Annotated in this window: 20 protein-coding genes and 1 tRNA gene; 16 read left to right on the top strand and 5 right to left on the bottom strand. The window is 67.8% G+C overall.

The annotated features are described in order from the left end of the window. Window positions 1-190: 190 nt before the first annotated feature. Complete coding sequence (gene guaB / locus AC1DKN_RS03885; protein ID WP_018773740.1) at window positions 191-1,702, top strand: IMP dehydrogenase; 1,512 nt, start codon at window positions 191-193, stop codon at window positions 1,700-1,702. A gap of 132 nt (window positions 1,703-1,834) precedes the next feature. After that, entirely contained in the window at window positions 1,835-3,685 is a 1,851-nt protein-coding gene (locus tag AC1DKN_RS03890) for an ABC transporter ATP-binding protein (protein ID WP_028275742.1), read from the top strand. Here the strand turns inward: AC1DKN_RS03890 and AC1DKN_RS03895 are convergent. Continuing rightward, the gene (locus AC1DKN_RS03895; RefSeq protein ID WP_476870493.1) at window positions 3,672-4,304 is read right to left on the bottom strand and encodes a hypothetical protein; all 633 of its coding nucleotides are present in this window, start codon (window positions 4,302-4,304) and stop codon (window positions 3,672-3,674) included. The genes AC1DKN_RS03890 and AC1DKN_RS03895 overlap by 14 nt on opposite strands. 54 nt (window positions 4,305-4,358) lie before the next feature. Here AC1DKN_RS03895 and AC1DKN_RS03900 point away from each other — a divergent pair, with 54 nt between their 5' ends. From AC1DKN_RS03900 to AC1DKN_RS03930, 7 genes are all read left to right on the top strand, one after another. Further along, the gene (locus AC1DKN_RS03900) at window positions 4,359-5,495 is read left to right on the top strand and encodes a GuaB3 family IMP dehydrogenase-related protein (RefSeq protein WP_230007196.1); all 1,137 of its coding nucleotides are present in this window, start codon (window positions 4,359-4,361) and stop codon (window positions 5,493-5,495) included. 92 nt (window positions 5,496-5,587) lie between these two features. Continuing rightward, a complete protein-coding gene (locus tag AC1DKN_RS03905) occupies window positions 5,588-7,339 on the top strand; it encodes a glycerol-3-phosphate dehydrogenase/oxidase (protein ID WP_028275740.1) in 1,752 nt (583 codons plus the stop codon). An 89-nt stretch (window positions 7,340-7,428) separates the two neighbouring features. Beyond that, window positions 7,429-7,917, top strand: a complete 489-nt coding sequence (locus tag AC1DKN_RS03910) for a PTS sugar transporter subunit IIA (RefSeq protein ID WP_028275739.1) — start codon at window positions 7,429-7,431, stop codon at window positions 7,915-7,917. 110 nt (window positions 7,918-8,027) lie between these two features. Next, entirely contained in the window at window positions 8,028-8,930 is a 903-nt protein-coding gene (locus AC1DKN_RS03915; RefSeq protein WP_476870494.1) for an SURF1 family protein, read from the top strand. Beyond that, window positions 8,927-9,436: a DUF3817 domain-containing protein gene (locus AC1DKN_RS03920; RefSeq protein WP_028275738.1), complete on the top strand. Its 510-nt coding sequence runs from the start codon at window positions 8,927-8,929 to the stop codon at window positions 9,434-9,436. Before AC1DKN_RS03915 ends, AC1DKN_RS03920 begins: the two co-directional genes overlap by 4 nt. Window positions 9,437-9,610: 174 nt before the next feature. Then, window positions 9,611-11,200: a glutamine-hydrolyzing GMP synthase gene (guaA, locus tag AC1DKN_RS03925; RefSeq protein ID WP_079550220.1), complete on the top strand. Its 1,590-nt coding sequence runs from the start codon at window positions 9,611-9,613 to the stop codon at window positions 11,198-11,200. Window positions 11,201-11,508: 308 nt separating this feature from the next. Further along, window positions 11,509-15,831 carry an AAA family ATPase gene (locus AC1DKN_RS03930; protein ID WP_476870495.1) on the top strand — a complete coding sequence of 1,441 codons (4,323 nt, stop codon included), beginning with the start codon at window positions 11,509-11,511 and terminating at the stop codon, window positions 15,829-15,831. A 97-nt stretch (window positions 15,832-15,928) separates the two neighbouring features. Here the strand turns inward: AC1DKN_RS03930 and AC1DKN_RS03935 are convergent, their stop codons facing one another. The 3 genes from AC1DKN_RS03935 to AC1DKN_RS03945 form a co-directional block, all read right to left on the bottom strand. Further along, on the bottom strand, window positions 15,929-16,612 hold the full coding sequence (locus AC1DKN_RS03935; RefSeq protein ID WP_476870496.1) for an RcpC/CpaB family pilus assembly protein: 684 nt from the start codon (window positions 16,610-16,612) through the stop codon (window positions 15,929-15,931). Between the two features lie 371 nt (window positions 16,613-16,983). Then, a complete protein-coding gene (locus AC1DKN_RS03940; protein WP_079550223.1) occupies window positions 16,984-17,235 on the bottom strand; it encodes an FmdB family zinc ribbon protein in 252 nt (83 codons plus the stop codon). Window positions 17,236-17,374: 139 nt separating this feature from the next. Continuing rightward, window positions 17,375-18,037: a 5-formyltetrahydrofolate cyclo-ligase gene (locus AC1DKN_RS03945; protein WP_230007623.1), complete on the bottom strand. Its 663-nt coding sequence runs from the start codon at window positions 18,035-18,037 to the stop codon at window positions 17,375-17,377. A 104-nt stretch (window positions 18,038-18,141) separates the two neighbouring features. Here AC1DKN_RS03945 and galU point away from each other — a divergent pair, with 104 nt between their 5' ends. The 7 genes from galU (at window position 18,142) to AC1DKN_RS03980 (ending at window position 24,745) form a co-directional block, all read left to right on the top strand. Continuing rightward, window positions 18,142-19,059: a UTP--glucose-1-phosphate uridylyltransferase GalU gene (gene galU / locus AC1DKN_RS03950; RefSeq protein WP_476855733.1), complete on the top strand. Its 918-nt coding sequence runs from the start codon at window positions 18,142-18,144 to the stop codon at window positions 19,057-19,059. A gap of 5 nt (window positions 19,060-19,064) precedes the next feature. Beyond that, window positions 19,065-19,685 carry a GNAT family N-acetyltransferase gene (locus tag AC1DKN_RS03955; protein WP_476870497.1) on the top strand — a complete coding sequence of 207 codons (621 nt, stop codon included), beginning with the start codon at window positions 19,065-19,067 and terminating at the stop codon, window positions 19,683-19,685. Between the two features lie 143 nt (window positions 19,686-19,828). Next, window positions 19,829-20,827, top strand: coding sequence for a hypothetical protein (locus AC1DKN_RS03960; protein WP_476870538.1), 999 nt, complete (start codon window positions 19,829-19,831; stop codon window positions 20,825-20,827). A 108-nt stretch (window positions 20,828-20,935) separates the two neighbouring features. After that, entirely contained in the window at window positions 20,936-21,748 is an 813-nt protein-coding gene (locus AC1DKN_RS03965; RefSeq protein ID WP_476870498.1) for an SDR family oxidoreductase, read from the top strand. Window positions 21,749-21,794: 46 nt separating this feature from the next. Further along, window positions 21,795-21,867, top strand: a tRNA-Ala gene (locus AC1DKN_RS03970). Window positions 21,868-22,252: 385 nt separating this feature from the next. Next, on the top strand, window positions 22,253-24,088 hold the full coding sequence (locus AC1DKN_RS03975) for a hypothetical protein (protein WP_476870499.1): 1,836 nt from the start codon (window positions 22,253-22,255) through the stop codon (window positions 24,086-24,088). A 219-nt stretch (window positions 24,089-24,307) separates the two neighbouring features. After that, window positions 24,308-24,745 carry an N-acetyltransferase family protein gene (locus AC1DKN_RS03980; RefSeq protein WP_476870500.1) on the top strand — a complete coding sequence of 146 codons (438 nt, stop codon included), beginning with the start codon at window positions 24,308-24,310 and terminating at the stop codon, window positions 24,743-24,745. Here the strand turns inward: AC1DKN_RS03980 and AC1DKN_RS03985 are convergent. Further along, complete coding sequence (locus AC1DKN_RS03985) at window positions 24,675-25,190, bottom strand: hypothetical protein (RefSeq protein WP_476870501.1); 516 nt, start codon at window positions 25,188-25,190, stop codon at window positions 24,675-24,677. The genes AC1DKN_RS03980 and AC1DKN_RS03985 overlap by 71 nt on opposite strands. Window positions 25,191-25,245 lie beyond the last annotated feature (55 nt).

Genomic DNA, 25,245 nt, shown 5'->3' on the forward strand with positions numbered 1-25,245 from the left:
AAACCGGACATTACCGCCCGGAATATGGCTATCGCCGCCAAGGTTCTACTATTTATTGAGGACTTCTGCACGAATCATCTGCACGAACCTTCTGCATGACCTTCTGCACAGGCCAGACCCGTAATGACGGGCTGGTCATCTGTTGCAACCCCTACCCGTGAACCCGTAACCCAAGGTAAGAGGCGCACTCATGACCCAGCCCGAACACGATCCCTTCGGCTTCATCGGCCTGACGTACGACGACGTCCTGCTCCTGCCCGGCCACACCGACGTGATCCCCTCGGAAGCGGACACGTCGTCCCGGATCTCCAAGCGCATCACGGTCCAGACCCCGCTGCTCTCCGCCGCGATGGACACCGTCACGGAGTCCCGGATGGCCATCGCCATGGCCCGCCAGGGCGGTCTCGGCGTCGTGCACCGCAACCTCTCCATCGCCGACCAGGCCGACCAGGTGGACCGGGTCAAGCGCAGCGAATCCGGCATGATCACCAACCCCCTGACCATCGGCCCCGAGGCCACGCTGGCCGAGCTGGACGAAATCTGCGCACGCTACCGCGTTTCCGGCCTGCCGGTCGTGGACGAGGGCAACAGGCTGCTGGGCATCGTCACCAACCGCGACACCCGCTTCGTGCCCGAATCCGATTTCCCGCTGCGGCTGGTCAGCGATGTCATGACCAAGATGCCGCTCGTGACCGGACACGTCGGCATCAGCCGCGAGGAAGCCTCGCACAAGCTGGCCACGAACAAGATAGAGAAGCTCCCGCTCGTTGACGAGCAGGGCCGGCTCAAGGGCCTGATCACCACGAAGGACTTCACCAAGGCCGAGCAGTACCCGCTCGCCACCAAGGACGACGAAGGCCGCCTGCGCGTCGGCGCGGCGATCGGCTTCTTCGGCGACGGCTGGGAACGCGCCATGGCGCTGATCGACGCCGGTGTGGATGCCCTCTTCGTGGACACCGCGAACGGCCACTCCCAGGGTGTGCTGGAAATGATCCGCCGGCTCAAGTCCGATCCCGTTGCCGCGCACGTGGACATCATCGGCGGCCAGGCCGCCACCCGCGAAGGCGCCCAGGCCCTGATCGACGCCGGTGCCGACGGCATCAAGGTCGGCGTCGGTCCCGGGTCCATCTGCACCACCCGTGTGGTGGCCGGCGTCGGCGTCCCGCAGATCACGGCCATTTACGAGTCGGCGAAGGCCGCCATCCCGGCCGGCGTGCCGCTGATCGCCGACGGCGGCCTGCAGTACTCCGGTGACATCGGCAAGGCGCTCGTCGCCGGCGCCGACACCGTGATGCTCGGTTCCCTCTTGGCCGGTTGCGACGAATCCCCGGGCGACCTGATTTTCGTCAACGGCAAGCAGTTCAAGAGCTACCGCGGCATGGGCTCCCTCGGCGCCATGCAGACCCGCGGCAAGAACACCTCGTACTCCAAGGACCGTTACTTCCAGGCCGACGTCTCCGGCGATGACAAGCTCATCCCGGAAGGCATCGAGGGCCGGGTCGCGTACCGCGGTCCGCTGTCGTCGGTGGCGTACCAGCTGGTCGGCGGGCTCCGCCAGACCATGTTCTACACCGGCGCACCGACCGTGGCGGAGCTGAAGGCGCGCGGCAAGTTCGTCCGCATCACCGCGGCCGGGCTCAAGGAGTCGCACCCGCATGACATCCAGATGACGGTCGAAGCCCCGAACTACGGGTCGCGCTAAGACCCGCTGCCCGAACCGGGTGAGCCCGCCGAAACCACAGTTTCGGCGGGCTCACCCAGTTTAAGGGCGCCCCGAATCCCGGCGGCAGTGCCGCTCACGCCCGGCTCCGGGTCCCGGAACTAGGCTGGAGGCATGTCCGAACTCCTGCCGGCACGCGCGCCCAAACGCAAGCTCGCGCTCAAGCCCTACGCCCGCGCCGTGGCACAAGTGCTGCGGGTGAGCTTCCGCGCCTCGCCCGCCGCCGTCGTCATGAAGGTCCTGGGCTCGCTGATCTCGGCACTGCTGCCGCTGGTCACGACGTACTTCGCCGCCCTGACCACCACGGCGCTGGCCGCCGCCTACGCGGGCGACGCCGACGCCGGCGCGCAGGCCGTCGTGTACGTCATCATCACCGCGGCACTCGGGCTCTTCTGGGGATCGTTCAGCAGCGTGGACCGCTACATCCAGCAGCTCATGAGTTTCCGGGTCGGCGCGATCGTCGGTGACCTGATGTACGAGCGCTTCCTGACCCTGGACTTCTGGCGCTACGACGACAAAGAGACCGTGGACCTGTACGACCGGGCGAAGCGTTTCTCCGACTCCTACGCCCGCGTCCTGGACCGGATCGCCGCGATTTTCACCCAGCTCGTCTCCGTGCTGCTGGCGATCGGCGCGCTGCTGCTGGTCAGCTGGTGGATCGCCGTGATCGTCCTGGTTGCGATCGTCCCCAGCGTCTACCTGCAGTTCAAGCTCTCCCGCGAACAGATCGCGCACTGGAACACCCAGGTCGATTCGCGCCGGCAGCGCAGGATGATCGAAACCAACCTCTTGCGGCCGCAGCACATCGCCGAGATGCGGCTTTACGGGATTGTCGGCTACCTGATGGGCCTGCGCTCCCGCCTGCGGGACGCCGATGAAAAGCGCCGGCTGGACTTCCAGAAGCGCTACATCCCCAAACAGCTCGCGGCCGATGCCCTGCAGTACGGTGCCGAGGTGGTCTCGCTGATCTGGGTGGTGGGCCAGATCATCGCCCGGGCCCAGCCGGTGGGGCAGTTCCTCTATGTCCAGCAGATTGTCAGCCGCGCCCTCTCGACCGCCAACAGCCTCGTCTCCTCACTGAGCTCAATCGACGAGGACCTGGCGAACCTCACGGACTACGAGCTCTTCATGGCCCTGCCCGTGCCGTCCGGCCACGCCCCGCCGCTGCTGCAGGCGCCGAAGACGGTGGAACTGCGGGACATCCGCTTCACGTACACCGGCAGCGAACTGGAGGTGATCCGCGGCATTTCGATGACCATCAGGCAGGGCCAGCACATCGCGATCGTGGGGGAGAACGGCGCCGGCAAGTCCACCCTGATCCGTATCCTGGCCGGGCTGTACCGTCCGGACTCCGGGCAGGTGATGCTCGACGGCGTGGACCTCGCCGCCGTCGACGTCACCTCCTGGCACCGGCACCTGGCGGTGCTCAGCCAGGAGTTCCTGAAGTATGAATTCGCCACCGCGGCGGAAAACATCTTCTTCGGCGACGTCGATTCGCCCCGCGACGACGGACGGGTCCGGCGCTCCGCCGCGGATGCCGAGGCCCTCGAATTCATCAACAAACTGCCCAACGGCCTGGATAACCACGTCAGCAACTGGATGGAGGACCCGCGCGGGCGGAAGGGCTCCGGCCTTTCCGGCGGGCAGTGGCAGCGGCTGGCGATGGCCCGGAACTTCTACCGCGGCGCATCGTTCATGGTGATGGACGAGCCGACGTCGGCCATCGACGCGCTGGCGGAACACCGGATCTTCACGCGGCTCTTCGCCGACCGCAGCAGCACCATCATCGCCATCAGCCACCGCCTGGCCACGATCGAGAAGGCCGATGTGGTCTACATGCTCGAGGAAGGCCGCATCGTGGAACAAGGCACCCACAGGGAACTTGTGGCGCGCCGCGGCCGGTACTTCCGGATGTTCGAGTCCCAGCTCACCGTCCCGGACACCGAGAACGTCAGCGGCGAGTAAGCGGAGCGCCCTCGATGGTCGTCCGCACCCGGGCCAGGCTGGGTTCGGGCGGGACGCTGCTGAAACCGAAGCTGACGGCGGGGCGGATGGCGGTGAGCGGGCCGGCGTCGGCGCCGCCCCAGCTGACGGTCGCGGAGTCGATGCGGTGCAGATCGGTGACCCCGTAGTGTTCCCGCCGGCCGCCCTTGGCCGTGCCCGCAGTGCGCACGCCGGGGATGATTCTGCCCGCAATGGGGTTGACCGCACGCAGCCAGCGCGGATGCACCGCCAGAGCCCGGGGGACCAGCCGCGCCACGGCGCCCAGCCGGGTGCGGGACCCGAGCCGGGCGCGGATCCGCAGCGGCCCGGCGTCGACGGCGAGCTGCCCCGCCCCATGCTCTGATGCCAGGGGCACGATGCAGGTTTCGTCGAAGTTATAGACCGCGCTGATGAAGCCGGCGGCCTCGACGCTCGGTGCCAGCAGGATCCGGTGGCCGGAGGGCAGCTGGACCATCGCGTCGGTGAAGGACCCGAACGGGGACTGCGTCCACAGGCCCACCACCGCGCGCAGGCCCGATCCCGTGCCGAGTCCGGCAATGTGTCCGTCGAAGATCCAACGCTGTCCGTTACGCCAAAGCATGACGCCACAGTACGCCGAAGCGGCGCCCCGCGTCCGCTGGGATAACCTAGAGCAGTGACTTACGAGATTGAGATTGGCCGTGGCAAGCGTGGGCGTCGTGCCTACTCCCTGGATGACATTGCGATCGTCCCCAACCGGCGCACCCGTGACCCCAAGGACGTCTCCGTCTCCTGGCAGATCGATGCCTACAAGTTCGACATGCCGGTCATCGCGGCGCCGATGGATTCGGCCATGTCGCCGGAGACCGTCATCGCCTTGGGCCGCCTCGGCGGACTCGGTGTGCTCGACCTCGAAGGCCTGTGGACCCGGTACGAGAACCCGCAGTCCGTACTGGACGAAATCGCGGGCCTCGCTGACGAGACCAACAGCCCGGCCGTCACCCGGCGCATGCAGGAGCTCTACCAGGCGCCGATCCAGCCTGAGCTGATCACCTCCCGCCTCGCCGAGATCCGCGCCGCCGGCGTCACGGTGGCAGGCTCCCTGACCCCGCAGCGCACGCAGGAACACTACAAGACCGTGGTGGCCGCCGGCGTCGACATATTCGTCATCCGCGGGACCACTGTCTCGGCCGAGCACGTCTCCAAGGACCACGAGCCGCTAAACCTCAAGCAGTTCATCTACGAACTCGACGTCCCCGTGATCGTCGGCGGGGCGGCCGGCTACACCCCGGCCCTGCACCTGATGCGCACCGGCGCCGCCGGCGTGCTGGTCGGCTTCGGCGGCGGAGCCACCACCACCACCCGGCGCGCCCTGGGCATCCACTCGCCCATGGCCTCCGCGATCTCCGATGTCGCGGCGGCCCGCCGGGACTACATGGACGAGTCCGGCGGACGCTACGTCCATGTGATCGCCGACGGCGGCATGGGATCCTCCGGCGACATCGTCAAAGCCATCGCCATGGGCGCCGACGCCGTGATGCTGGGCAGCGCCCTGGCCCGCGCCGACGAAGCCCCCGGCAAGGGCTGGCACTGGGGCCAGGAAGCCCACCACCTCGAACTGCCCCGCGGCGACAGGGTCAACGTGGGAACGGTCGGGCCGCTCGAAGAGGTTCTGTTCGGGCCCGGCCACCACACCAACGGCACCTCCAACCTCGTCGGCGCGCTGCGCCGTTCAATGGCGACCACCGGCTACTCGGACCTGAAGGAATTCCAGCGCGTCGACGTCGTCGTCTCGCCGTACGCCGGCAACTGAAACCGCGCGCGGGCCGTTGAGGGCCCTGCCCATCCGGGAAACTTGGACGTAGTCTGGTGCCCTACGAGGTTTGATCCGGATGGAGGCGTGACATGAACAGTTTTCCCGGCGGTTCTGCCGAGGCCGGAGGTGCCCTCGGGCCAGCGGCTCGCGAGGCTTCAATCACCGTGCTCAGGGGCAGCACCGCCCCCGGCAAAGAGCTCGACATCCTGATCGTGGGCGGAGGCATCGTGGGTGCCGGCGCCGCCCTCGACGCCGTGACCCGCGGGCTCAGTGTGGGCATCGTCGAGGCGAACGACTGGGCTGCGGGGACGTCGTCGCGGTCCTCGAAGCTCATCCACGGTGGCCTCCGGTACCTCGAAATGCTCGACTTCGGCCTGGTCAAAGAGGCACTGCATGAGCGCGGCCTCATTCTCTCCGTCCTGGCGCCGCACCTGGCCCGGCCGGTCCCGTTCCTGTACCCGCTCCACAAACCGTTCCTGGAGCGGCCCTATGTCGGCGCCGGAATCGCCCTGTACGACGCGATGTCCATCACCGGCGGGCACAGCCGCGGCGTCCCCTTCCACAAGCACCTGTCCCGGCGAGGGACCCTGCGCGCCGCCCCCAGCCTCAAGGACGACGCCTTCGTCGGATCCATCCGCTACTACGACGGCCAGGTCGACGACGCCAAGTACGTCGCCAACCTCGTGCGGACCGCGGCGCACTACGGCGCCCACGCGGTCAACCAGATGTCGGTTGTGGACTTCGTGCGCGAGGGCGAGCGCGTGGTCGGCGCCAAGGTGGTCAATCACGAGGACGGCTCCAGCTTCAAAATCCGCGCCAAGCAGGTCATCAACGCCACCGGGGTCTGGACCGACGAGACCCAGGCCATGGTGACAGACCGCGGGCAGCTCAAGGTGCGGGCCTCCAAGGGCATCCACCTCGTGGTGCCCCGCGACCGGATCCAGTCCACGGTGGGGCTGATCCTGCGGACCGAGAAATCCGTGCTCTTCGTCATCCCCTGGGGCAGGCACTGGATCATCGGGACCACTGACACCGACTGGCACCTCGACAAGGCCCACCCCGCGGCCTCCAGCAAGGACATCGACTACCTGCTCGAGCACGTCAACAAGGTCCTCAAGCGCCCGCTGACCCGCGAGGACGTCGAGGGCGTCTACGCGGGGCTGCGGCCGCTGCTGGCCGGGGAAAGCGATTCCACCGCGAAGCTCTCCCGCGAACACGTGGTGGCCCACCCCGTGCCGGGTCTCGTGGTGGTGGCGGGCGGTAAATGGACCACCTACCGGGTCATGGCCAAGGACGCCGTCGACGAGGCGACGCGCAGCATGGACGAGCGTGTCCCGGCCAGCTGCACGGAATCCGTCCCGTTGCTGGGGGCGAGCGGTTTCAAGGCCGCGTGGAACCAGCGGAACCGGATGGCGGAGGAGACCGGCGTCCACGTTGCCCGGATCGAACACCTCCTCAACCGCTACGGTGCCATGACGCCGGAGGTGCTGGCGCTCATCGCCGACAGCCCGGAACTGGCCGAACCGTTGCCGGGCGCTGACGACTACCTGGCCGCCGAAGCCGTCTACGCGGCCACGCACGAGGGAGCCCGGCACGTCCAGGACGTCCTGACCCGCCGCACCCGGATTTCGATTGAAGCGTGGGACCGCGGTGTGTCCGCCGCTCCGGTAGTCGCTAAACTAATGGGAGACGTTCTCGGCTGGAGTGATGCGCAGCGCGAGGGCGAAATCAAGCACTATCTGGCCCGGGTTGATGCCGAGCGCCTGAGCCAACAGCAGCCGGACGACGAATCCGCCGACGCCGCACGGCTGGGCGTGGAGGACATTGTGCCCCTGCGCTAAGACTCAGCGCCGGCCGGCAGTGCAGGATTGCAACGCTAGTCATTGGACTGCCGGCCGGCGTCACTGACGCCACTTCGAAGGGACATCTCTTGGCGGAACCACTGGACCGGTACGACGCCGAGCTCACCACACCCGAGATGGTGATCCTCGAAATGGATGCCACGGACAAGCTCGACGCCACTGCCCAGCTCGCTGAACGCATGCATGCTGCCGGACGAATCTCCGATCTCGAGGGCTTCCTCAAGCAGGTCAATGCCCGGGAGCACCAGCTCGCCACCGGCCTGCCCGGCGGTGTCGGCCTGCCGCACGCCCGCAGCGAGCTCGTGTCACAGACATCCATCGCGGTCGGCATCACGAAGTATGGCAGGGCGCTGGACTTCGGCGCGGCCGACGGCCCGGCCACAGTGATTCTGCTCATCGCCACCCCGGCGAGCTCCTTTTCCGATCACCTCGAAGTGCTCGCGACGCTGGCACGCTCACTGTCGAAAGAGTCCTTCCGCGAATCGCTCCGCCGCGCCTACGACGCCGAAGTGATCGCCGAACTGATCAATTCCAGCCTGGTGTTCTTCGACCACTGAGATTGGGGCAGGCCCTTTCGTGTCGACTCCGTCGCCACGCAGGGACCCGGCTGCCCCTCTCTCGATGGCCCGTTTCGCTGTTCTACACAGGGACGAAGTACCTTTAAGGGGTGCTGAAAACTGCCCTCAAACCCCGCTGGATCGCAGGACTCGTGTTCGCGATCGCCATTTCCGGGGTCTTTGTGCTGCTCAGCCAGTGGCAATTCGGCCGTTCAACGCAGGCCGAAGCCCCGGTCTCCACCACAACGGAGCAAACGCGGCAGCTCACCTCGGTCCTGCAGCCGGGTGGGTTCTTCCCCGGATCCGTGGCTGACCAGATGGTCTCCGCCACCGGCAGCTACGACCCCCAGAAGCAGGTCCTCGTCCCCGGCCGGCTCAATGACGGGGCGAAGGGCTACTGGATCGTGTCGGCCTTCGCCGTCAAGGATGCCCCGGCCCTGAAAGGCGGCGGGGCCACACCGCAGACCTGGATTCCGGTCGCACGCGGATGGGTGGCGGATCCCGCGGATGCCGTGGCGCCGCCGTCGGGCACCATCGAACTGACCGGGCGGCTGTTGCCGTCCGAGTCCCCGCTGCCGCGGACGGATCCCGGACCCGGCCGCGCCAGCGCCGTCTCGGTTGCCGAACTCATCAACGACTGGAACGTCAGCAGCTATCCGGGCTTTGTCGCAGCGACCACCGAACTGGCAGGCGGCACCGACGTCGGGGCCGCGGCCGCAGGCGGCGACGTCAAACCCCTCCGGATCGGCCCGCAGCCGCCCGCGCAGCAGGTCAACTGGCTCAACCTCTTTTATTCCGTGGAATGGGTGGTCTTCGCCGGTTTCGCGTTGTTCATCTGGTGGCGGCTCGTCAAGGACGACTACCGCCGCGACCTCGAAGACGCGCTCGACGAGGAAACGGCCGGCGAAGAGCCCCCAACCGACCGCCACGCGGCCCACCACAACGCGGCCCAAGCGCCCACCGAATCCCATCCCACAGCCCCCCAACCCACAGACCCGAGAGTGCAATCATGATCGAGCCCCAGCCCGCCATCCAGCCGCAGTCCACCAACGGCACGGGGAAAGCCGGGAAGAAGCGCCGCTTCGGCGGCACCGAGGCCCAAATCCGGTCCGCCCTGAAGTTCTACAAGGTGCTCGCCTACCTGACGGGCACGATGCTGCTGCTGCTCTGCGCCGAACTGATCGCCCGGTACGGCTTCGGTCAGTACCTCTTCGCCGGCGGCACCAACGCCGTCACCGGCCAGCCGTTCGGCCTCGGATTCGCCGACGCCGAGCCGCCAGGGGTGATCGGGGGCGTCAACCTCTCCATCACGGTCCTGATCGTGCACGGCTGGATGTACGTCGTGTACCTGATTTCCAACTTCCGGCTGTGGTCGCTCATGCGCTGGCCGTTCACCAAGCTGGTGGTTATGGCCCTGGGTGGCGTCGTGCCGTTCCTGTCCTTCTTCGTCGAGAAGAAGTTCCACGCCGAGGTCGAGGCCGAACTCGCAGCAAACCCGCAGGCGCCCCAGCGGTACTGAACCCCTCCTGACCCGGCGCCCTTCCTGATCCGTCCCGATCAGTCCTTCCGGGTCAGTGACTCGACGCCGGCGGCCGCCGTCGGGCATGTGAGTTCGCTTACCTCGGCCCGCGATTCGGGCCAGCACCGGCTTCTCAATGTGCGGGCGGGCAGCAGCGCAAAGTAGTCTAGTGGGGTGACTACTCCCACTGCATCCCAGACGTCCCACAGGCCGGTTCTGGTTGTTGACTACGGTGCCCAGTACGCGCAGCTGATTGCCCGCCGCGTCCGGGAAGCGAATGTGTATTCGGAAGTGGTTCCGCATACGTACAGCACCGAGCAGCTGCTGGCCAAGAACCCCGCCGCGATCATCCTCTCGGGCGGGCCCTCGAGCGTCTACGCCGACGGCGCCCCCAGCGTCGGTGCCGACCTCTTCGAGGCCGGCGTCCCGGTCTTCGGCATCTGCTACGGCTTCCAGGCCATGGCCAACGCCCTCGGCGGCAAGGTGGCCCAGACGGGCCTGCGCGAATACGGCGCCACCGAGACCACCACACTCGGCGAGGGCCGCTCCATCCTGGCCGGCATGCCCCAGCACCAGAGCACCTGGATGAGCCACGGCGACTCCGTCCACGAAGCCCCCGAGGGCTTTGAGGTCCTGGCGACGACGGCGGGCGCCGACGTCGCGGCCTTCGCCAATGAGGACAAGCGCCTCTACGGCGTCCAGTGGCACCCCGAAGTCAAGCACTCCGCCTACGGCCAGCAGGTCCTGGAAAACTTCCTCTTCAAGGGCGCCGGGCTGGAACCGAACTGGACCACCGGCAACATTCTGGAAGAGCAGGTCCAGCGGATCCGTGACCAGATCGGCGACGCCAGGGTCATCTGCGGCCTCTCCGGCGGCGTCGACTCGGCTGTGGCCGCCGCCCTGGTACAGCGCGCCGTCGGCGACCAGCTGACCTGCGTCTTCGTGGACCACGGGCTGTTGCGCGAGGGCGAAGCCGAACAGGTCGAACGCGACTTCGTGGCCGCCACCGGCGTCAAGCTCTACGTCGCCAACGAGCAGGAGCGCTTCCTAAGCGCCCTTGCCGGCGTCAGCGATCCCGAGACCAAACGCAAGATCATCGGCCGCGAATTCATCCGCGCCTTCGAGGAAGCCGAACTGGCGATCATTGCCGAGGCAGCGGCGCACGGGGAGAAGATCAAGTTCCTCGTCCAGGGCACCCTGTACCCCGACGTCGTCGAATCCGGCGGCGGCGAGGGTGCGGCCAACATCAAGAGCCACCACAACGTGGGCGGGCTCCCCGAGGACCTGCAGTTTGAACTGGTTGAACCACTGCGCGCCCTGTTCAAGGACGAGGTCCGCGCGGTCGGTGCCCAGCTCGGCCTGCCGCAGGAAATCGTCGGACGCCAGCCGTTCCCCGGCCCGGGCCTCGGCATCCGGATTGTTGGCGATGTCACCAAGGAACGCCTGGACCTGCTCCGCAAGGCCGACGCGATCGCCCGCGCCGAGCTGACCGCGGCCGGACTGGATGACGAAGTGTGGCAGATGCCCGTGGTGCTGCTGGCGGACGTCCGCAGCGTGGGCGTCCAGGGCGACGGCCGCACTTACGGACACCCGATTGTCCTGCGCCCCGTGTCCTCCGAGGACGCCATGACCGCCGACTGGTCGCGGCTGCCCTACGATCTCCTGGCCCGGATTTCCAACCGGATCACCAACGAGGTGGAAGGCGTCAACCGCGTGGTGCTGGATGTGACCAGCAAGCCGCCGGGAACCATCGAGTGGGAATAGCAATCTGAGTGGCCGGCCTTTCGAGGCCGGCCATTTCATTTTGTTCCTGACAATGTTTCTGACAATTCAGCCTGAATTTCGCACCGCCCAGTGTTGCGGCCCCGCACCTGCGGGGGATTCGGGCTACCCTCGAAAGCATGCCGGTATGGTCCAAGGCGTCCCGCGCGAGCCTGGCAACCGCGAGCACACAAGATGCGGCCAGGGAAAGCGCGGACGCAACACAGACGAGCGTTGATACGACGAACCCGCCAGAGTCGAGCCCGCCGCGGTCCGGCACAGAGAAGTCGAGCACAGAAAAGAAGGCAGAAGTGTCAGTTGGTCAAGGCCACCCCGAGGGCTCCGAGGAGTTCAGGAAATGGCTGTCGGGGCTCAAGCCCGTCACCGGTGCAGATACCATGCTGCGCTTCACCAAGACGCCCGAAGGCTCAATTGACCTGACTCATGCCCATCCCTCGGGGCTCGCCCAGCTGATGGCAGGGCGGCGTACCCGGCTCTCGACCCTGATCCGCGACCGCCAGCAATTCGTTGTCGCGGCCCGGGCATCGCGCAACCTGCGCTCCAAGATTTTCGAACTCGCCAATGACCGCGGCATCGACGCGGGGTATTTCTCCGCCGGCACGGTCGTCTGGACGTCCGCCGTCGGCGGTAAGCCGCAACGGATCTCGGCCCCGGTCATGCTCACCGCCATATCCCTCACGGTGCGCCCCGGCGAGGACGACTATGAGTTGCAGCTCACCGAACAGGCGCAGATCAACCCGGCGTTGGTCCGGCACCTCAAGACCGTCCACGGGATCGTTTTCGACGTCAACGCGGTGACGCGGATGGCGTACAGCACGGCCCGTTACGACCCGCAGCCCGTTCTGGACCGCCTGGGCACCCTGGTCCAGCCGATTCACGGCGCGGAGGTCGAACACAACCTGCTCGTCTCCACCTTCGCCGACCTCTCCGGCAACCTCGATGATCCGTGGATCAACCAGAACAACCCCTTGGTCACCGCGCTGGCCCGGTCCGGTTCCGGCGAACTGGTCGACGTGCCTGCTCTGGAACCCGGCCGCTTCCCCAGCACGGACGACCGTGACCCCGCCGACGAGCTTCTGCTGCTCGACGCCGACACGGACCAGCAGTATGTGGTCGACGCCGTCCGGGCGGGCGACTCGCTGGTGGTCAGCAGCCCGCCGGGCACGGGCCAGACCCAGACAGTCATCAACACCATCGGCGCCCTGGTGGACGAGGGCAAGTCCGTCCTGGTGGTTGGCGACAGGCGGGCCAGCCTCGCCGAGATCTCCGGGCAGCTGGATGGCCTCGGCCTGGATTCGGTCCTCTTGCAGCTGACGGGCAGCGCCAGCCCGCTGCAGCTGAAGGGCCAGCTGGTCCGGGCGATCGTCCGCAACGAGAAGTCGCTGCAGCCGCAACTGAGCAACCTGCACGCCACACTGACCGGCCACCGCCACGCACTCATGGACCATGTAGCCTCCCTGCACAACGTCCGGGCGCGCTGGGGTTGCTCGCCGTATGAGGCCATGCAGTCCCTTGCAGAGCTGACCTCCATCCAGCCGGCACCGGCGACGACCGTCCGGCTCAAGCGCAGCGTGCTGGACAATATCCGGGACCGGGAGGAGCTCGCAGGCCGGCTCCGCCGCGCCGCCGAGCTCGGCAGCTTCAGCCGCGCGTCGACCACCAGCCCCTGGCACGGCGCGCGCCTGCTGACCCGCAAGGAGACGCAGGAAGCGCAGGGCGTTGCCCAGTCCGTTTCGGAAAAACTGCCGTTGCTGCGCGGGCGCATGGATGCCGTGGCGGAACACGCAGAGATCCGGCTCGGCCGGACCTTCGCCGAATGGGGCGAGCAGATCGAACTTCTCGTGGCCGTCCGCGAAAGTCTGGACAAATTCACTCCCGACATCTTTGACCGGCCCGTCCACGACCTGATCTCGGCCACCGCGTCCTCTGCCTGGCGCAGGGAACGCGGGATCGAAATGCCGTCCATGCAGCGCTCACGCCTGCGCAGGGTGGCCAAGGAGTACGTCCGGCCCGGCGTGCACATCGCGGACCTGCACAGCTCCCTGGTCCTCGTGCAGGAACAGCGCGCCGCCTGGTCCGGCTACGCGACCACGCAGCGGCACCCGGCCGTGCCGTCCGGGCTGGCTGAAATCAGCGGCCTTTACCGGGAGCTTGCAGCGGAACTGGCTGAACTGGGCCTGGCTGTCAAGCACACCGCCGCCGGCGGCGACTTGGACCGCGCACCCTACGACGAACTCCTGCCCCGGGTGCGGCGGCTCGTCGCCGACACCGCGACCCTTGAAACCCTTCCGGAGCGCACGCTGCTCGTCGAAAGCATGCGAGAGCACGGCCTGGGCGAGCTTCTCGCCGACCTTGCCGAGCGAGAGGTCCCGGAAGGTTCGGTGACCGCCGAACTCGAGCTGGCCTGGTGGCAGTCGGCCCTGGAGGCCATGATCAGCGGCGATGACTACCTCGCCATGTCCGACGGCGACGCCCTGCGCCAGCTTGAGGCGGAGTACCGTCTCGCGGACAACGCCCATATCGCCAGCGGCGCTGCCCGGCTGCGCTGGAACCTGTCCGAGCGCTGGCGCACTGCCATCTCGGCGTACCCCCGCCAGGCCGAGCTGTTGCGCAGCCTGCTGAAGGACGGCCGGGTGACCCTGGCAGCCCTGAGCGGCCAGGCGCAGGAGCTGCTGCCCACACTGGTACCGGTGTGGTCCGTCAGCCCCTACCTCATGACGGGTCTGCTGCCGATCGAGCAGACCTTCGATGCCGTCGTGATTCTCGACGCCGAGACGACCTCGTTGCAGGCCGTCCTCCCGGCGATCGCCCGGTCCCGGCAGGTCATCGCCTTCGGCGACGAACAGATCGCCAGCCCCCGGACCTTTACCGTGGGCGTCGAACGGCTCGCCGCGGGGGAGAGCTCCTACCAAAGCGTTGAGAGCTCGTTCCGGGCACTCTCTGCCGTGCTTCCGGTCTGGAACCTGAGGACCGTGTACCGTGCGGTCGATGAAGACCTGGTGCGCCAGCTCAGCAAGGGTTTTTACGGCGGGGAACTCACCCGCCTCCCGGAGGGCCAATCCGCCACAGGGCTGGACCGTACCCTCAGCGTGGAGTACCTCCCCGACGGCACGGGGCTGCCCAGCGCTGACCACGACGGCGTCGAATCGGTTGTTGCCGAGGTCAACCGCGCGGTGGAGCTGGTCTTCGAGCACGCCCGGCTCCGCCCCCGGACGTCGCTGGCCGTGGTGACCGGCAGCCTTCGCCATGCCGCCCGGATCGGCGAGGCCATCAGGGCGCAACTGCCCAACTACCCCATGCTGGGCAGCTTCTTCACTGCGGGGGATGAGTCCTTCCGCGTAGTGGATCTGGAACGGGCCCAGGGCCTGGTCCGCGACCACGTCATTTTTTCCCCGGGTTATGGCCGTACCCCGCATGGGCGCACCCTCCACAGCCTCGGGCCGCTTTCCGCCGAAGGTGGCCGAGCAAAATTCGCCCTGGCGATGACGCGTGCCCGCCGGTCCCTGCACGTGCTCAGCTGCTTCCGGCCCGAAGACCTTGATGTCAGCCGCCTCAGCCACGGCGCCGTGGACTTCTACGAGCTCCTGGACCGTGAGATCGCGGGCAACACGGATCTTGGCAGCCCCGCCTCCCGGGCTGCGGCCAGCGAGCAGGCGCTCGGCGCCGATCCGCTCGTGGCCGACCTGGGTGACCGGCTCCGGGCCCGCGGGGCACGGGTGTGGCACCAGTACGACGGTGTCCTGAACATGGTGGCGGCCGCCGATCCGATGACCACGATCGGCCAGGACGATGCGGAGATTCCCCGTCCGGTGGCGATCGAGTCGGACGGTACGAGCCACTACCGGCGGATGAGCGTCCGCGAACGGAGCAGGCTCAGGCCGCAGCTCCTGGAGCGGCTTGGCTGGCGGTACATGCCCCTATGGACCATAGAGGTCTTCACCGACCCCTCGGCCTGCGCCGACCGGATTGGCGGCTACCTCGGGTTGGAGAAGCCCGCCGTGTCCAGCCGGCTGCGGACATCGCACGGTTTCTTCGACGACGGCATCGAACACCTGGCGATCGACGAGGCGCGGGCCGCCGAGTACCACGTGGCGGCCGAACCCTCGGGACAGGTGTTCCGCGGCCACGAAACTGCTGGCCAAGAATTCCGCCGGCAGGCACCAGCAACAGCAATGACAGGCAATACAGGCAGTAAGGAGGCCGGCGGCATGAGTGCGGACGGCATCACTAGCAACACCGGCGAGACCGGCGACACCGACAACACGAACGACACCGGCAACACGAACGACGCCGGCGCCACCGGCGCCCGCGAAGCCGGCGCTGCGGGCGCCGCGGCCGACACCGCGGAGCCGAAGCCCGGCGAATCGACCGGGGCCGCGGCCGACCCCGCAGGGTCGAAGGCCGGCGAATCGACCGGCGAATCGACCGGCGACGGGCCGGACCAGGAGGCCGCGAAGGAGACGTCGCGCCGTTCGGAGGCACAGGCCACCGTTCCGGAGGGTGTGCTGCCGAACAAGGCGGCGGAAGACGACCCCCGGCGCTGGGGTGACCAGCCTGATAATTACGATCACGACGCCTGGCTCCAGGAACAGAAGCCGCCGCACTGGGGCTGACGTGGCGGCCCGCAGCCCAGAGCCTGCGGGCGCGGCCCGCGTCGGAGCATACGGCCCGGGCCACTGGCCCGGCGGAAACGCCCTGCTGGCTGGACAGCTAGCCCGGCGGTGACGCCACAAGCACGAAAAACAATTTGCCCTGGGTAGACGCGCCCGCCAGCCTACGGGCCTGGTCGGCCGTCGCTGCCACCACCACCAGCCCGTCAGTCTCCGCAGTGGCGGGCCAGGAGCCGGCTTTGCCGCCCTGCGCCGACGTCCAGAGCACTGGAACGGCTTCGGCCAGGATTTGGCTTTCGCCGGGTTGTTCCATGCCGTTGCCGGCAGTGAGCACCACGTTGACGAGCTGCCCGGGGGTGACCAGCTGGATGGAGGCCGGATCTGCCATCCTCAGCGGCACGGCCGCAGAGCCTCGCGGGCTTCCGGCGAGCAGGCCCGGTCCCAGGATCTGGGCGTCGGTGAGGAGCTGGCCCTGGCGCAACGGTGCGGCCAGCTGTTTTCCCTCGAACGCGGTCTCGCTGCCGGGGCTGCCCGCAGGAATAAGGCCGGGTGGCACGCTGATCCTGGTGAGATCGCCGGGTTCCAGGGACTTTCCAGCAGGCAGATCGGCCGCGGCGGCGAAGGCTGCGACAGTGTCAGTGGGCGCTGGAGCCAGTTGCTGAACTGTCAGTCCGGCGGGGATGCAGAACAGGAGGGCCGCGATAAGCCGCCGGTTCCGGTTCAGCCAGCCGCGCAGGCGGCGCCACGACGGGCGGCCGCGGGGCGGACGCCGGCGGGGTTTCACGGGACCGATCCGGCTCCGGAACGGAAGGCCTGCGGCGGAAAACGTGGCGGCAGGAAGGCTCGTTGGACGGATACCGGTACGGGACCAGCGGCCGGGGCCAGCTTCAGGCATTGCGGCGCGGAACGGCCTGAACAAAGGCGTGGAAGACGGCACAGGCGCCGCCGGGGCAGCCGTCTTGAACGAAGGCGGGGAAACCGCGGTGAGGAAAAGTTCCATGCCGCCACGCTACGGATCTGCGCAGAGCGGCGGCAGCTGCGGAACGTCCTATGTGGACAACGGCAACAGCGGCAACAGCGGACAGGGATTCAGGCAGTGCCCAGAATCAGCCGGCCGTAGCCCAGCCGGCGGCCGGTGCCAACCCGGCAGGTGCCTTAGCTGGCCGCTGCGGCGGGCGCGGGGGTGGCCGCGGGAGCTGCAGGAGCCGGGGAAACCGTGCTGCCCTTGGTGTCGCGCGAATCGGTCCGGTAGAAGCCGGAGCCCTTGAACACTACGCCGACGCTGTTGAACTTCTTGCGCAGCGTGCCCTGGCACTCGGGGCAGGACGTCAAGGAGTTGTCGCTGAACGACTGCACGATCTCGAAGGCGTGGCTGCAGTCCTTGCAGGCGTATGCATACGTGGGCACTGGAAATCCTCCTCAGGGGCAAACGAGCAGGTCCCGTGCTGCGGAGTCCGGATCACCGCCGATATGTCTATCGACCTGTTCCGTCCTTAGCAGTCGCAGGGCCTGAGTGCCAATTCTATCACCTTGGCGGGAACCCGGATCAGGCAGGCCGGGATCGGCCGAGCCGGACGATCCCGCCCGGGGTCAGCGCCGTGTCGACTTTCCGGTCGAACGACTCCGCGGGGATGCTGCCTGCGGGCAGCACCTCCGTGTCATAGACGACGGCGGCAGTCGGCAACGCGACAGCGTCGGCTGCAGCGTCGGCCGCCCCGGCGTCCGCCCCGCCGGATGCGGAGGACATGGCAGCCAGGGCGGCAAGGAACTTGTCGTAGTAGCCGCCGCCTTGCCCGATTCGGTTGCCCGAGAAATCCACCGCGGTGGCCGGCAGGAAGATTGCGGTGGCGTCCCGCATGACTTCGGTTCCGTGGCGCTCTCCGACAGGCTCCTGGATGGGCGCGTACCGGCTGCGGACAAACCCGGACTGGGGAGTCCAGTACACCCAGCTGAGCTCGATGTCGGGTTCGCAAACGGGCAGCAGCACCCGGTGCCCGGCCTCGACCAGGGCAGTCAGCAGTGGCAGTGTGGGCGGTTCGGCGCCCACACCGAGGTACGCCGCGAAGGTGCCCTGGCGGCCGCGGCCAAGCCCGGAGGCCCACGCGAGCCCGTGGCTGGCGATGCCCGCCGCGGCGGTGTCCTGTGCGGCCAGCGGGAGTGCGGAACGCGCCGCCCTGTGGCTGGAGCGAATTTCCTCTTTTGACGCCATCTTGGCCCGTCCTCTGCCTTTTGCGGCCGCGCTGCACCGGGGGGCCCGGCAGGCAGTTCGCATAATGATTACGCAATGATTGGTCCCTCCGTTAGATTAGTCGTGTGAATACACCCATCGCTTCCGTCCGCAAGGCCGTTATCCCCGCCGCGGGCCTTGGTACCAGGTTTCTCCCGGCCACAAAGGCCATGCCCAAGGAAATGCTGCCTGTCGTTGACAAGCCGGCCATCCAGTACGTCGTCGAGGAGGCCGTGAATGTCGGCCTGAACGACATCCTGATGATCACTGGCCGCAACAAGCGGGCGTTGGAGGACCACTTCGACCGCGTCCCCGCGCTGGAGTCCACCCTGGAGGCGAAGGGTGACACTGCGAAGCTCGAATCCATCCAGGCCGCCAGCAACCTCGGTGACATCCACTACGTCCGCCAGGGCGATCCCATGGGCCTCGGCCACGCGGTCCTCCGGGCCAAGCAGCACGTCGGGCATGAGCCGTTCGCCGTCCTCCTGGGAGATGACCTCATTGACGCCCGCGATGAGCTCCTCAGCACCATGATCGAGGTCCAGGCCAAGACCGGCGGGTCAGTGGTCGCTCTGATCGAGGTGGACCCGTCCCAGATCAGTGCCTACGGCTGCGCGGACGTCGAGGCAATCGGCGGTGAGGACTACGTCCGCATCAACCAGCTCGTGGAGAAGCCCGATGTCGCGGACGCCCCGTCCAACCTGGCCGTGATTGGCCGCTACGTGTTGCACCCGGCCGTCTTTGAAGTGCTGGAGCGCACCGCGCCCGGCCGCGGCGGGGAAATCCAGCTCACGGACGCCCTGCAGGAACTCTCGGCCGGCACCGGCGAGGGCTACGGCGTGTACGGCGTCATCTTCCGCGGCCGCCGCTACGACACCGGCGACAAGCTCAGCTACCTCAAGGCCTGTGTCCAGCTCGCCTGCGACAGTGAGGACCTCGGCCCGGGCCTGCGCGAATGGCTGCCCGGCTTCGCGTCCAGCCTGGCCCCCAGCCTCGCCAAATAACTCCCGTGGGGGGCAGCTTCACCTGGCCGGTGACCTTGGAGAGCGGCGACATCGTGTTGCGCCCGATCCGGTACCGGGACCGCAGGGAGTGGACAGCGCTCAGGTCCCGCAACTGCGAGTGGTTGGCCCCCTGGGAGGCATCGAACCCGGTCCCCGGCGGCGGCCTGCCGGACTACCGGCAGATGGTGCGCTCGCTCAAGGCCCAGGCCGCGCAGGCCACGGCCCTGCCGTTCGTCATCGCGGAATGGACACCAGGCCATCAGGCGCCGGTGATCGTGGGGCAGCTGACGGTGTCCTCGATCGTCTGGGGATCGGCCATGATGGCGACGCTTGGCTATTGGGTCGACAAGGAACGGGCCGGCCGGGGGATCGCCCCGACCGCCGTGGCCATGGCGACCGACTATTGCTTCGGCACCCTTGGCCTGCACCGCATGGAGATCAACATCAGACCGGAGAACGCGCCGAGCCTGCGCGTGGTGGAAAAACTCGGGTTTCGTGACGAGGGATTCCGGCCCAGGTTCCTGCACATCAACGGTGAATGGGCAGACCACCGGACGTTCGCGCTCACGGCTGAGGAAGTGCCGGAAGGCCTCCTCGCGCGGTGGCTGAGAACCCGCCAGTCCTGAGGCCCATGAGAGCCGCCTGACCAGCCACGACGCCCCGACGCCGGCCAGTCGCCGCTGCGCGCGCGACACACCCCTGACAATGCGGGGCAGCACCCCATATACCTCATACGGTTTTGAGTGTGGACTTCCCTCTTAGCAGCTCTGTGATCCTTGTCATTGCTGTTGCGCTCTGGATCGTGTGGGTGGCGCCTTACGTTCTCCGGAACGGACGCCACCAGCTGCAGCCTGCAGGCGAATTCCTGGCGGATGTCATTGACATGGAACCAGCAGATCCACATGCGGGGAAGGTTATGAAAATGGCGGCGCAGCAGGAGAAACCCATGATCAGCACACAGCGCGCAGACCCGGCCGGCGGCACACCTGGGCCTGGGGCGGGCAAAGCGGCGACCCCTCGGGTGAGTCCGATTGCTGCGTCGGGCTCCCCGGCATTCCGGATTCGTTGGGCGCGGCTGGTGCTGGCGGTAGCCGGGCTCCTGGCTCTCCTCACGGCAGTGGTGTCCGGGGCCCTTCGGCTTTTCGGCATCGGTTCAGGCTGGCTGCCGGTGACCGCCCTCTTGGGCGCCTTCGCCGCAGTGGCGCTGCTTCGTCGTCTTGCTGTCCGCGATCGCCGGCGGAAGATGAACGCTGCATTCCGTGCAGCCATGGGCAGCCCGGTACGCACCCCTGCGCGGCCGTCGGTGCCCGAACAGACCCCCTCCCTTCCCGACGGACGTCCCGCTGCCCGGCCGGAAAGCCCGCTCTTCGACGCCGAAGCGGGCCGCGACACGCCCGAGCCCGCGCCGAAGCCGCTGACGGCACTGGAACTCCGCCAGGCCGCCCTCGCTGAAGCCGTTGCCTCTGGGGATGCCTCGGCGGCCATGGCAGCCGACGCGGGTGCAGTAGCGGAGGGCACGAGCTGGGAGCCCGTCGAGGTTCCCAAGCCCACCTACGTCGAAGCCCCGAAGGCCGAACGTGCGGCCCCAATGCCCCTTGACCTTCCCGAGGCGCCGAAGGCCGTAGGGAAACCGTCTCTCAAGCAGGCCTCGGCGCGACCGGCAGCGTCCGATCCGCAGACCGCCGACGATTCTGAGACTAAGCAGCTCAGCAAGGCCCAGAGCGCCTTGAGCAACCTGGATGATGTCCTCCAGCGGCGCCGCGCCTGATCCGCCCCGTCCTTCCGGAGATTACCCCGGGCAGCCAGCGATGGCGGCCCGGGGTTTTTCATTTCCCCGCAGCGTCGCCAGCGGGCTTCGCTGCGGTAGCCTCGGGTCATGACAAGGATCTGCGTTGCCGGTGGAACCGGGCAAGTGGGCCGAGAAGTGGTGCGCCTGGCCGTCGACGCCGGGCACGCCGTGGCCGTCCTCAGCCGCAACCCGCCAGGGGCCGGCGCCGCCGGCAACATCCCGGGCGCGGAGTACTTCCGCGCGGACGTCACGACGGGAGAGGGGATAGCGGCCGCCCTGGCCGGCGCCGACGTCGTGATCGATTGCCTGGAAGGGCGCGCCGGGAAGGCGCGCAAGAACTTCGCCGACGGCGGTGCGCGGCTTCTGGCCGCTGCACAGGACGCGGGAACGGCCAGGGCCGTCATGCTGTCCATCGTGAACTGCGATCGCAGCAACTCCTCCTTCTACCGGTCGAAAGCTGCCAAAGAACACGCCTACGAGCTGTCCGGACTCGAAACCGTGGTGGTCCGGGCCACCCAGTTCCACTCGTTGCTCGCGATGTTGTTCGGCGCCGGCTCGAAGCTGCGGATCATCCCCGTGGTCAGAGGTGCCCGGTTCCAGCCGGTATCGCCGGCCGACGCAGCCGCGGTGCTGCTGGAGACCGCCCTTGAACCGGCGCCCGTTCCAGCCGCGGGCCCGCGGCACCGGGTGCTGAACCTCGGCGGCCCGGAATCCAAAGACATGGTCGACTTTGCCCGGGAATGGCAGCGGGCCACCCGCACAAAGGGTCAACTCGTGCGCTTCCCACTGCCCGGCGCGATGGGCCGCTACCTGCGCGAGGGGTTGAACCTGGTACCGGAGGCGCGACACGGCACTGAGACTTTCCGGGGCTGGCTGGAAAACAGCGCAGATAGTTTGTAGCCTAGGGACACCGGCAACGCCGTTCCGTCAGGACCGGCGTTGCTTCGGGGCTATAGCTCAGTTGGTAGAGCGCTTCGTTCGCATCGAAGAGGTCAGGAGTTCGAATCTCCTTAGCTCCACAGATTTCAAGGGTTTTTGAAGCTTCGAGTGCGTGGCCCGGCTGCAGGGCAGGATCATCCAGGATCCGCGGCCGTCAGCCCGACTGAGCACGGCTCCGGCACCCACCGAAATCTCCAAGCCTGACCTTAGTCGTTGGCCGCCAGCGGCAACGCCCTTCCCGGTTTGGACAGTCGAAAAGGCCGTTTCTGCGCTGAAGGTCGCCTGCATGAAGCCGGCCCAGCACTGGTCCTGGACCCCGGCCGCGTTGCCCACGGACCCGTGACCGGTGCAGAGCAGCACCATCATTCCAAGCCCCTGACCTGCGCAATCATTGTTGAAATGGTGTCTGGGCATTATGCTCGGCGACGGGGGAGCCGGGAGCCGGCTCAAAGACTTGGGGGAAAATTGAACAAGAAGACCATCCGCTTCGGCATCGCCGGGGCACTCACTGCGCTCTCGCTCACGGCGCTCTCGCTTGCGGGCCTCGCCGTTCCGGCGCAGGCCGATCCCGATCAGTGGGCCATCCCACCGAACATCGATTCCTGCGGCCCGGTGGTCGACTCAGTCAGATTCTGCACGGCGCCGGACGGGCATCCGTATCCGATGCTGGTCAACGGCGGCGCCGTCGCCGGCCCGCGGCCCGGCATCGGCGGGGCCCTCCAGGTCGGCAGCACCCTGACCGTTGTTAACGGCGCCTGGGATCCCGCGGACGCCACGCTCACGCACCAGTGGCTGCGCAACGACGTGCCCATCCCGGGCGCCACCGGCCCCACCTACCTGCTCACCACGGCGGACCTCGGCAAGGGCCTCCGGGTCAAGACCACGGCGGCAGCGCCGAGCTATGCAAAGACGACCCTGCAGTCCGCCAAAACCAACCCCGTCACGATCGCCGGCGGCGCTGTCCCGTCCGTCGTTGCGGGGGATGTTGGCATCGCTCAATTGGACACCCACCCGGATAGGCCCAGCCGTCTTGTGTTCGCTGGGGGAACTTTCAAGGGCGCTCCGGTCATCCACCGCCAGTACCAGTGGCTTCGCGACGGCAAGCCCATCCCGGGTGCCACCGCGGAAATGTTCGACCCGAAGGGCTGGGGATCAACGGGGCTACTGAGCGTCAGGATCACCGGCCACGCGCCCGGGTTCAAGCCGGCCGCCGCGACCTCTAAACAGCGAAAGGTTTCTGACTTCGACCAAGCCCCCGGCGCCGTGGTCACCGGCGGCACCGGCCTGGGGGAGGTCCTCACCGCCGTAGACGAAGTTCCTTGGACTGCCTGGCGGGGCGAGTACACCTACAAGTGGCTGCGCGACGGTGTCGTGATTCCCGGAGCCACTGCGCTGACCTACACGATCACGGCCAAGGACCAGGGCCACACCCTGGTCCTCGAGTCCGGCACTTGGTACGACACCCACATCTACTCCAACCCGGTCGCCGTGCCGGCGGCCGGGGAGCTGAAGCAGCTGACGAACGTCACCAAGCCGGTCGTGACCGGGGACGCCGTGACCGGCTCTGTGATGAAGGTGTCGGCCGGGACCTGGTCCGTGCCCTCCGACAGGCTGACGTTCACCTACAACTGGCTGGACGGGTCGAAAACGGTCAGCGGCGCGACTTTCACCCCGGAACAGCCCCAAGTTGGCAAGACCCTCGCCGTCCTTGTGACCGCGTCCGCCCCCGGTTACACCACCGCCTGGGTAAAAGTCACCGCACCCAAGCCCGTGACCGCGCGTGAGTCGACGCGGGCCATTACCGGAACCCTGACCGTCGGGTCGAAGGTGACCTTGACTCCCGACCCCTGGTATGACCGGGCGGGGATCACCTCGGACGTACACTGGCTGCGCAACGGCGTCCAGATCGCCGGGGCCTACGGCTGGAGTTACGTCCTGACGAAGGCCGACGCCAGCACGAAGCTCTCGGCCTACGTGAACCCGACTGCAACGGGCGGCAAGTACCAGACGATCAACGCTTCGGCGAGGGTGGCGGGCCTGCCCCTGATTTCGGCCACGCCGACGATTGCCGGTACGGTCAAGGTCGGGAATGTCCTGACCGTGCAGCGGGGCACGTGGAGCTGGGGCACTGCCTTCACGTACCGCTGGCTGCGCAACGGCGTCGTCATCTCTGACGCCTACGCATCCACCTACAAGGTCCGGACCGCCGACAAGGGCACCAAGCTCACCGTCCGCGTCACCGGCTCACGGTTCGGCTACACCACCGTGTCGCGGACCAGCGGAGCGTACCTCGCCCGCTGACCAACGGCTTTCCCGGGCCCGCCTCATGCCGGCGTGGTCCGGGAGGCCAGGCTATCCCGTCCTGGATCCACGCTGGCCCTTAAATGCAGCTGGCCTGACATACTCGTAGTCCGACACTGCCCCGGCCGGCGCACCTGTTGGCCACCGGCCGGGTTGTCCATGCACGCACCAAGGCGACGCCATGGTGCATGCTCACGCCCGAAAGACGAGCAGCAAAACATGGGAGCCGCAACGATGGGCACCCGGGCGGCGTCGAACGGGGCCCGGGTCGGGGAGCTGAAGCCCAAGGTCGTCGCGCCCGCAGCCAGGGGAACGGGCATCGGCTCGATCATGCTCGCGGCCAGCCTGGACTTTCTGAAGGCCCGAGGCTGCCACGATGTCGTGTCCGCATCCTGGGTCTCGGCCGACCCACAGCACTCTTCCCTGGGGATGCTGGAGCGGGCCGGCTTTGCGCAGGTGGCCTCGATCCCCGCCTTCTGGGCGGACGAGCAACAGGCAGCCGGCTACCTCTGCCCCCTCTGCGGCGCCGGGTGCGTCTGCGCGGCCGTCATCCTGGTGCTCCCACTCGAGGCAGGGCGAGCCGCGGCTAGAGCGCTTCCTTGGCCAGGGCCGCAGTGCCGGGAGGAGTCGTGCGGCCGAGCCGGTCGTCCAGTCTGACGCGCAGCCTGGCGGCGGCGACCCGAACCCGGTGATGCGAGAGGGCCGCCGGGCCGGTAACCTGCGCAGCGACGTGCTGCCCGTCGCCTCTGCTTTCCCCGGCCCCGTTCACGGACTCCCACGCAATGTCCAGAAGCTCAAGCTCCTCGTCGCGGGCCAACTCGCTGCGGGCGAGCACATCCAGCGCTGCCAGCCCCAGGGCTTTGCTGTCCCCCTCCTCGTCCAGGGCACGGTCCAGCGCCCATTGGGTCCGTTTCCACCACTCGGCCCGGTCGTCGGCGACGGCCTTCTGGCGCAGGGTCCGCCAGGCCATGAACGCTCCCACGGCTGCCGCCACAAGCACAGCAACAGGGGCCAGCGCGGCAACGATCTGCCACCACTCGGCCGGACCTGTGTGGAGGAGGACTTCAACCGGAACCGGAGACTGGGCAGGTGTTGGCGGCATGCGACCAGCCTAAGCCGCGGCCCGGACAGTGAGGGATGCCGACGTCGGTACGTCC

It is taken from the genome of Arthrobacter sp. 01N444 (assembly GCF_056399305.1).

What these genes read in the sequence shown, in the direction of transcription:
- AC1DKN_RS03945 (WP_230007623.1), bottom strand. Translation starts at nt 18,037, where the DNA reads ATGGCGTCAAAAGAGGAAATTCGCTCCAGCCACAGGGCGGCGCGTTCC.
- AC1DKN_RS03980 (WP_476870500.1), top strand. Translation starts at nt 24,308, where the DNA reads ATGGGAGCCGCAACGATGGGCACCCGGGCGGCGTCGAACGGGGCCCGG.
- AC1DKN_RS03895 (WP_476870493.1), bottom strand. Translation starts at nt 4,304, where the DNA reads ATGCTTTGGCGTAACGGACAGCGTTGGATCTTCGACGGACACATTGCC.
- AC1DKN_RS03905 (WP_028275740.1), top strand. Translation starts at nt 5,588, where the DNA reads ATGAACAGTTTTCCCGGCGGTTCTGCCGAGGCCGGAGGTGCCCTCGGG.
- guaB (WP_018773740.1), top strand. Translation starts at nt 191, where the DNA reads ATGACCCAGCCCGAACACGATCCCTTCGGCTTCATCGGCCTGACGTAC.
- AC1DKN_RS03890 (WP_028275742.1), top strand. Translation starts at nt 1,835, where the DNA reads ATGTCCGAACTCCTGCCGGCACGCGCGCCCAAACGCAAGCTCGCGCTC.
- AC1DKN_RS03985 (WP_476870501.1), bottom strand. Translation starts at nt 25,190, where the DNA reads ATGCCGCCAACACCTGCCCAGTCTCCGGTTCCGGTTGAAGTCCTCCTC.
- AC1DKN_RS03965 (WP_476870498.1), top strand. Translation starts at nt 20,936, where the DNA reads ATGACAAGGATCTGCGTTGCCGGTGGAACCGGGCAAGTGGGCCGAGAA.
- AC1DKN_RS03920 (WP_028275738.1), top strand. Translation starts at nt 8,927, where the DNA reads ATGATCGAGCCCCAGCCCGCCATCCAGCCGCAGTCCACCAACGGCACG.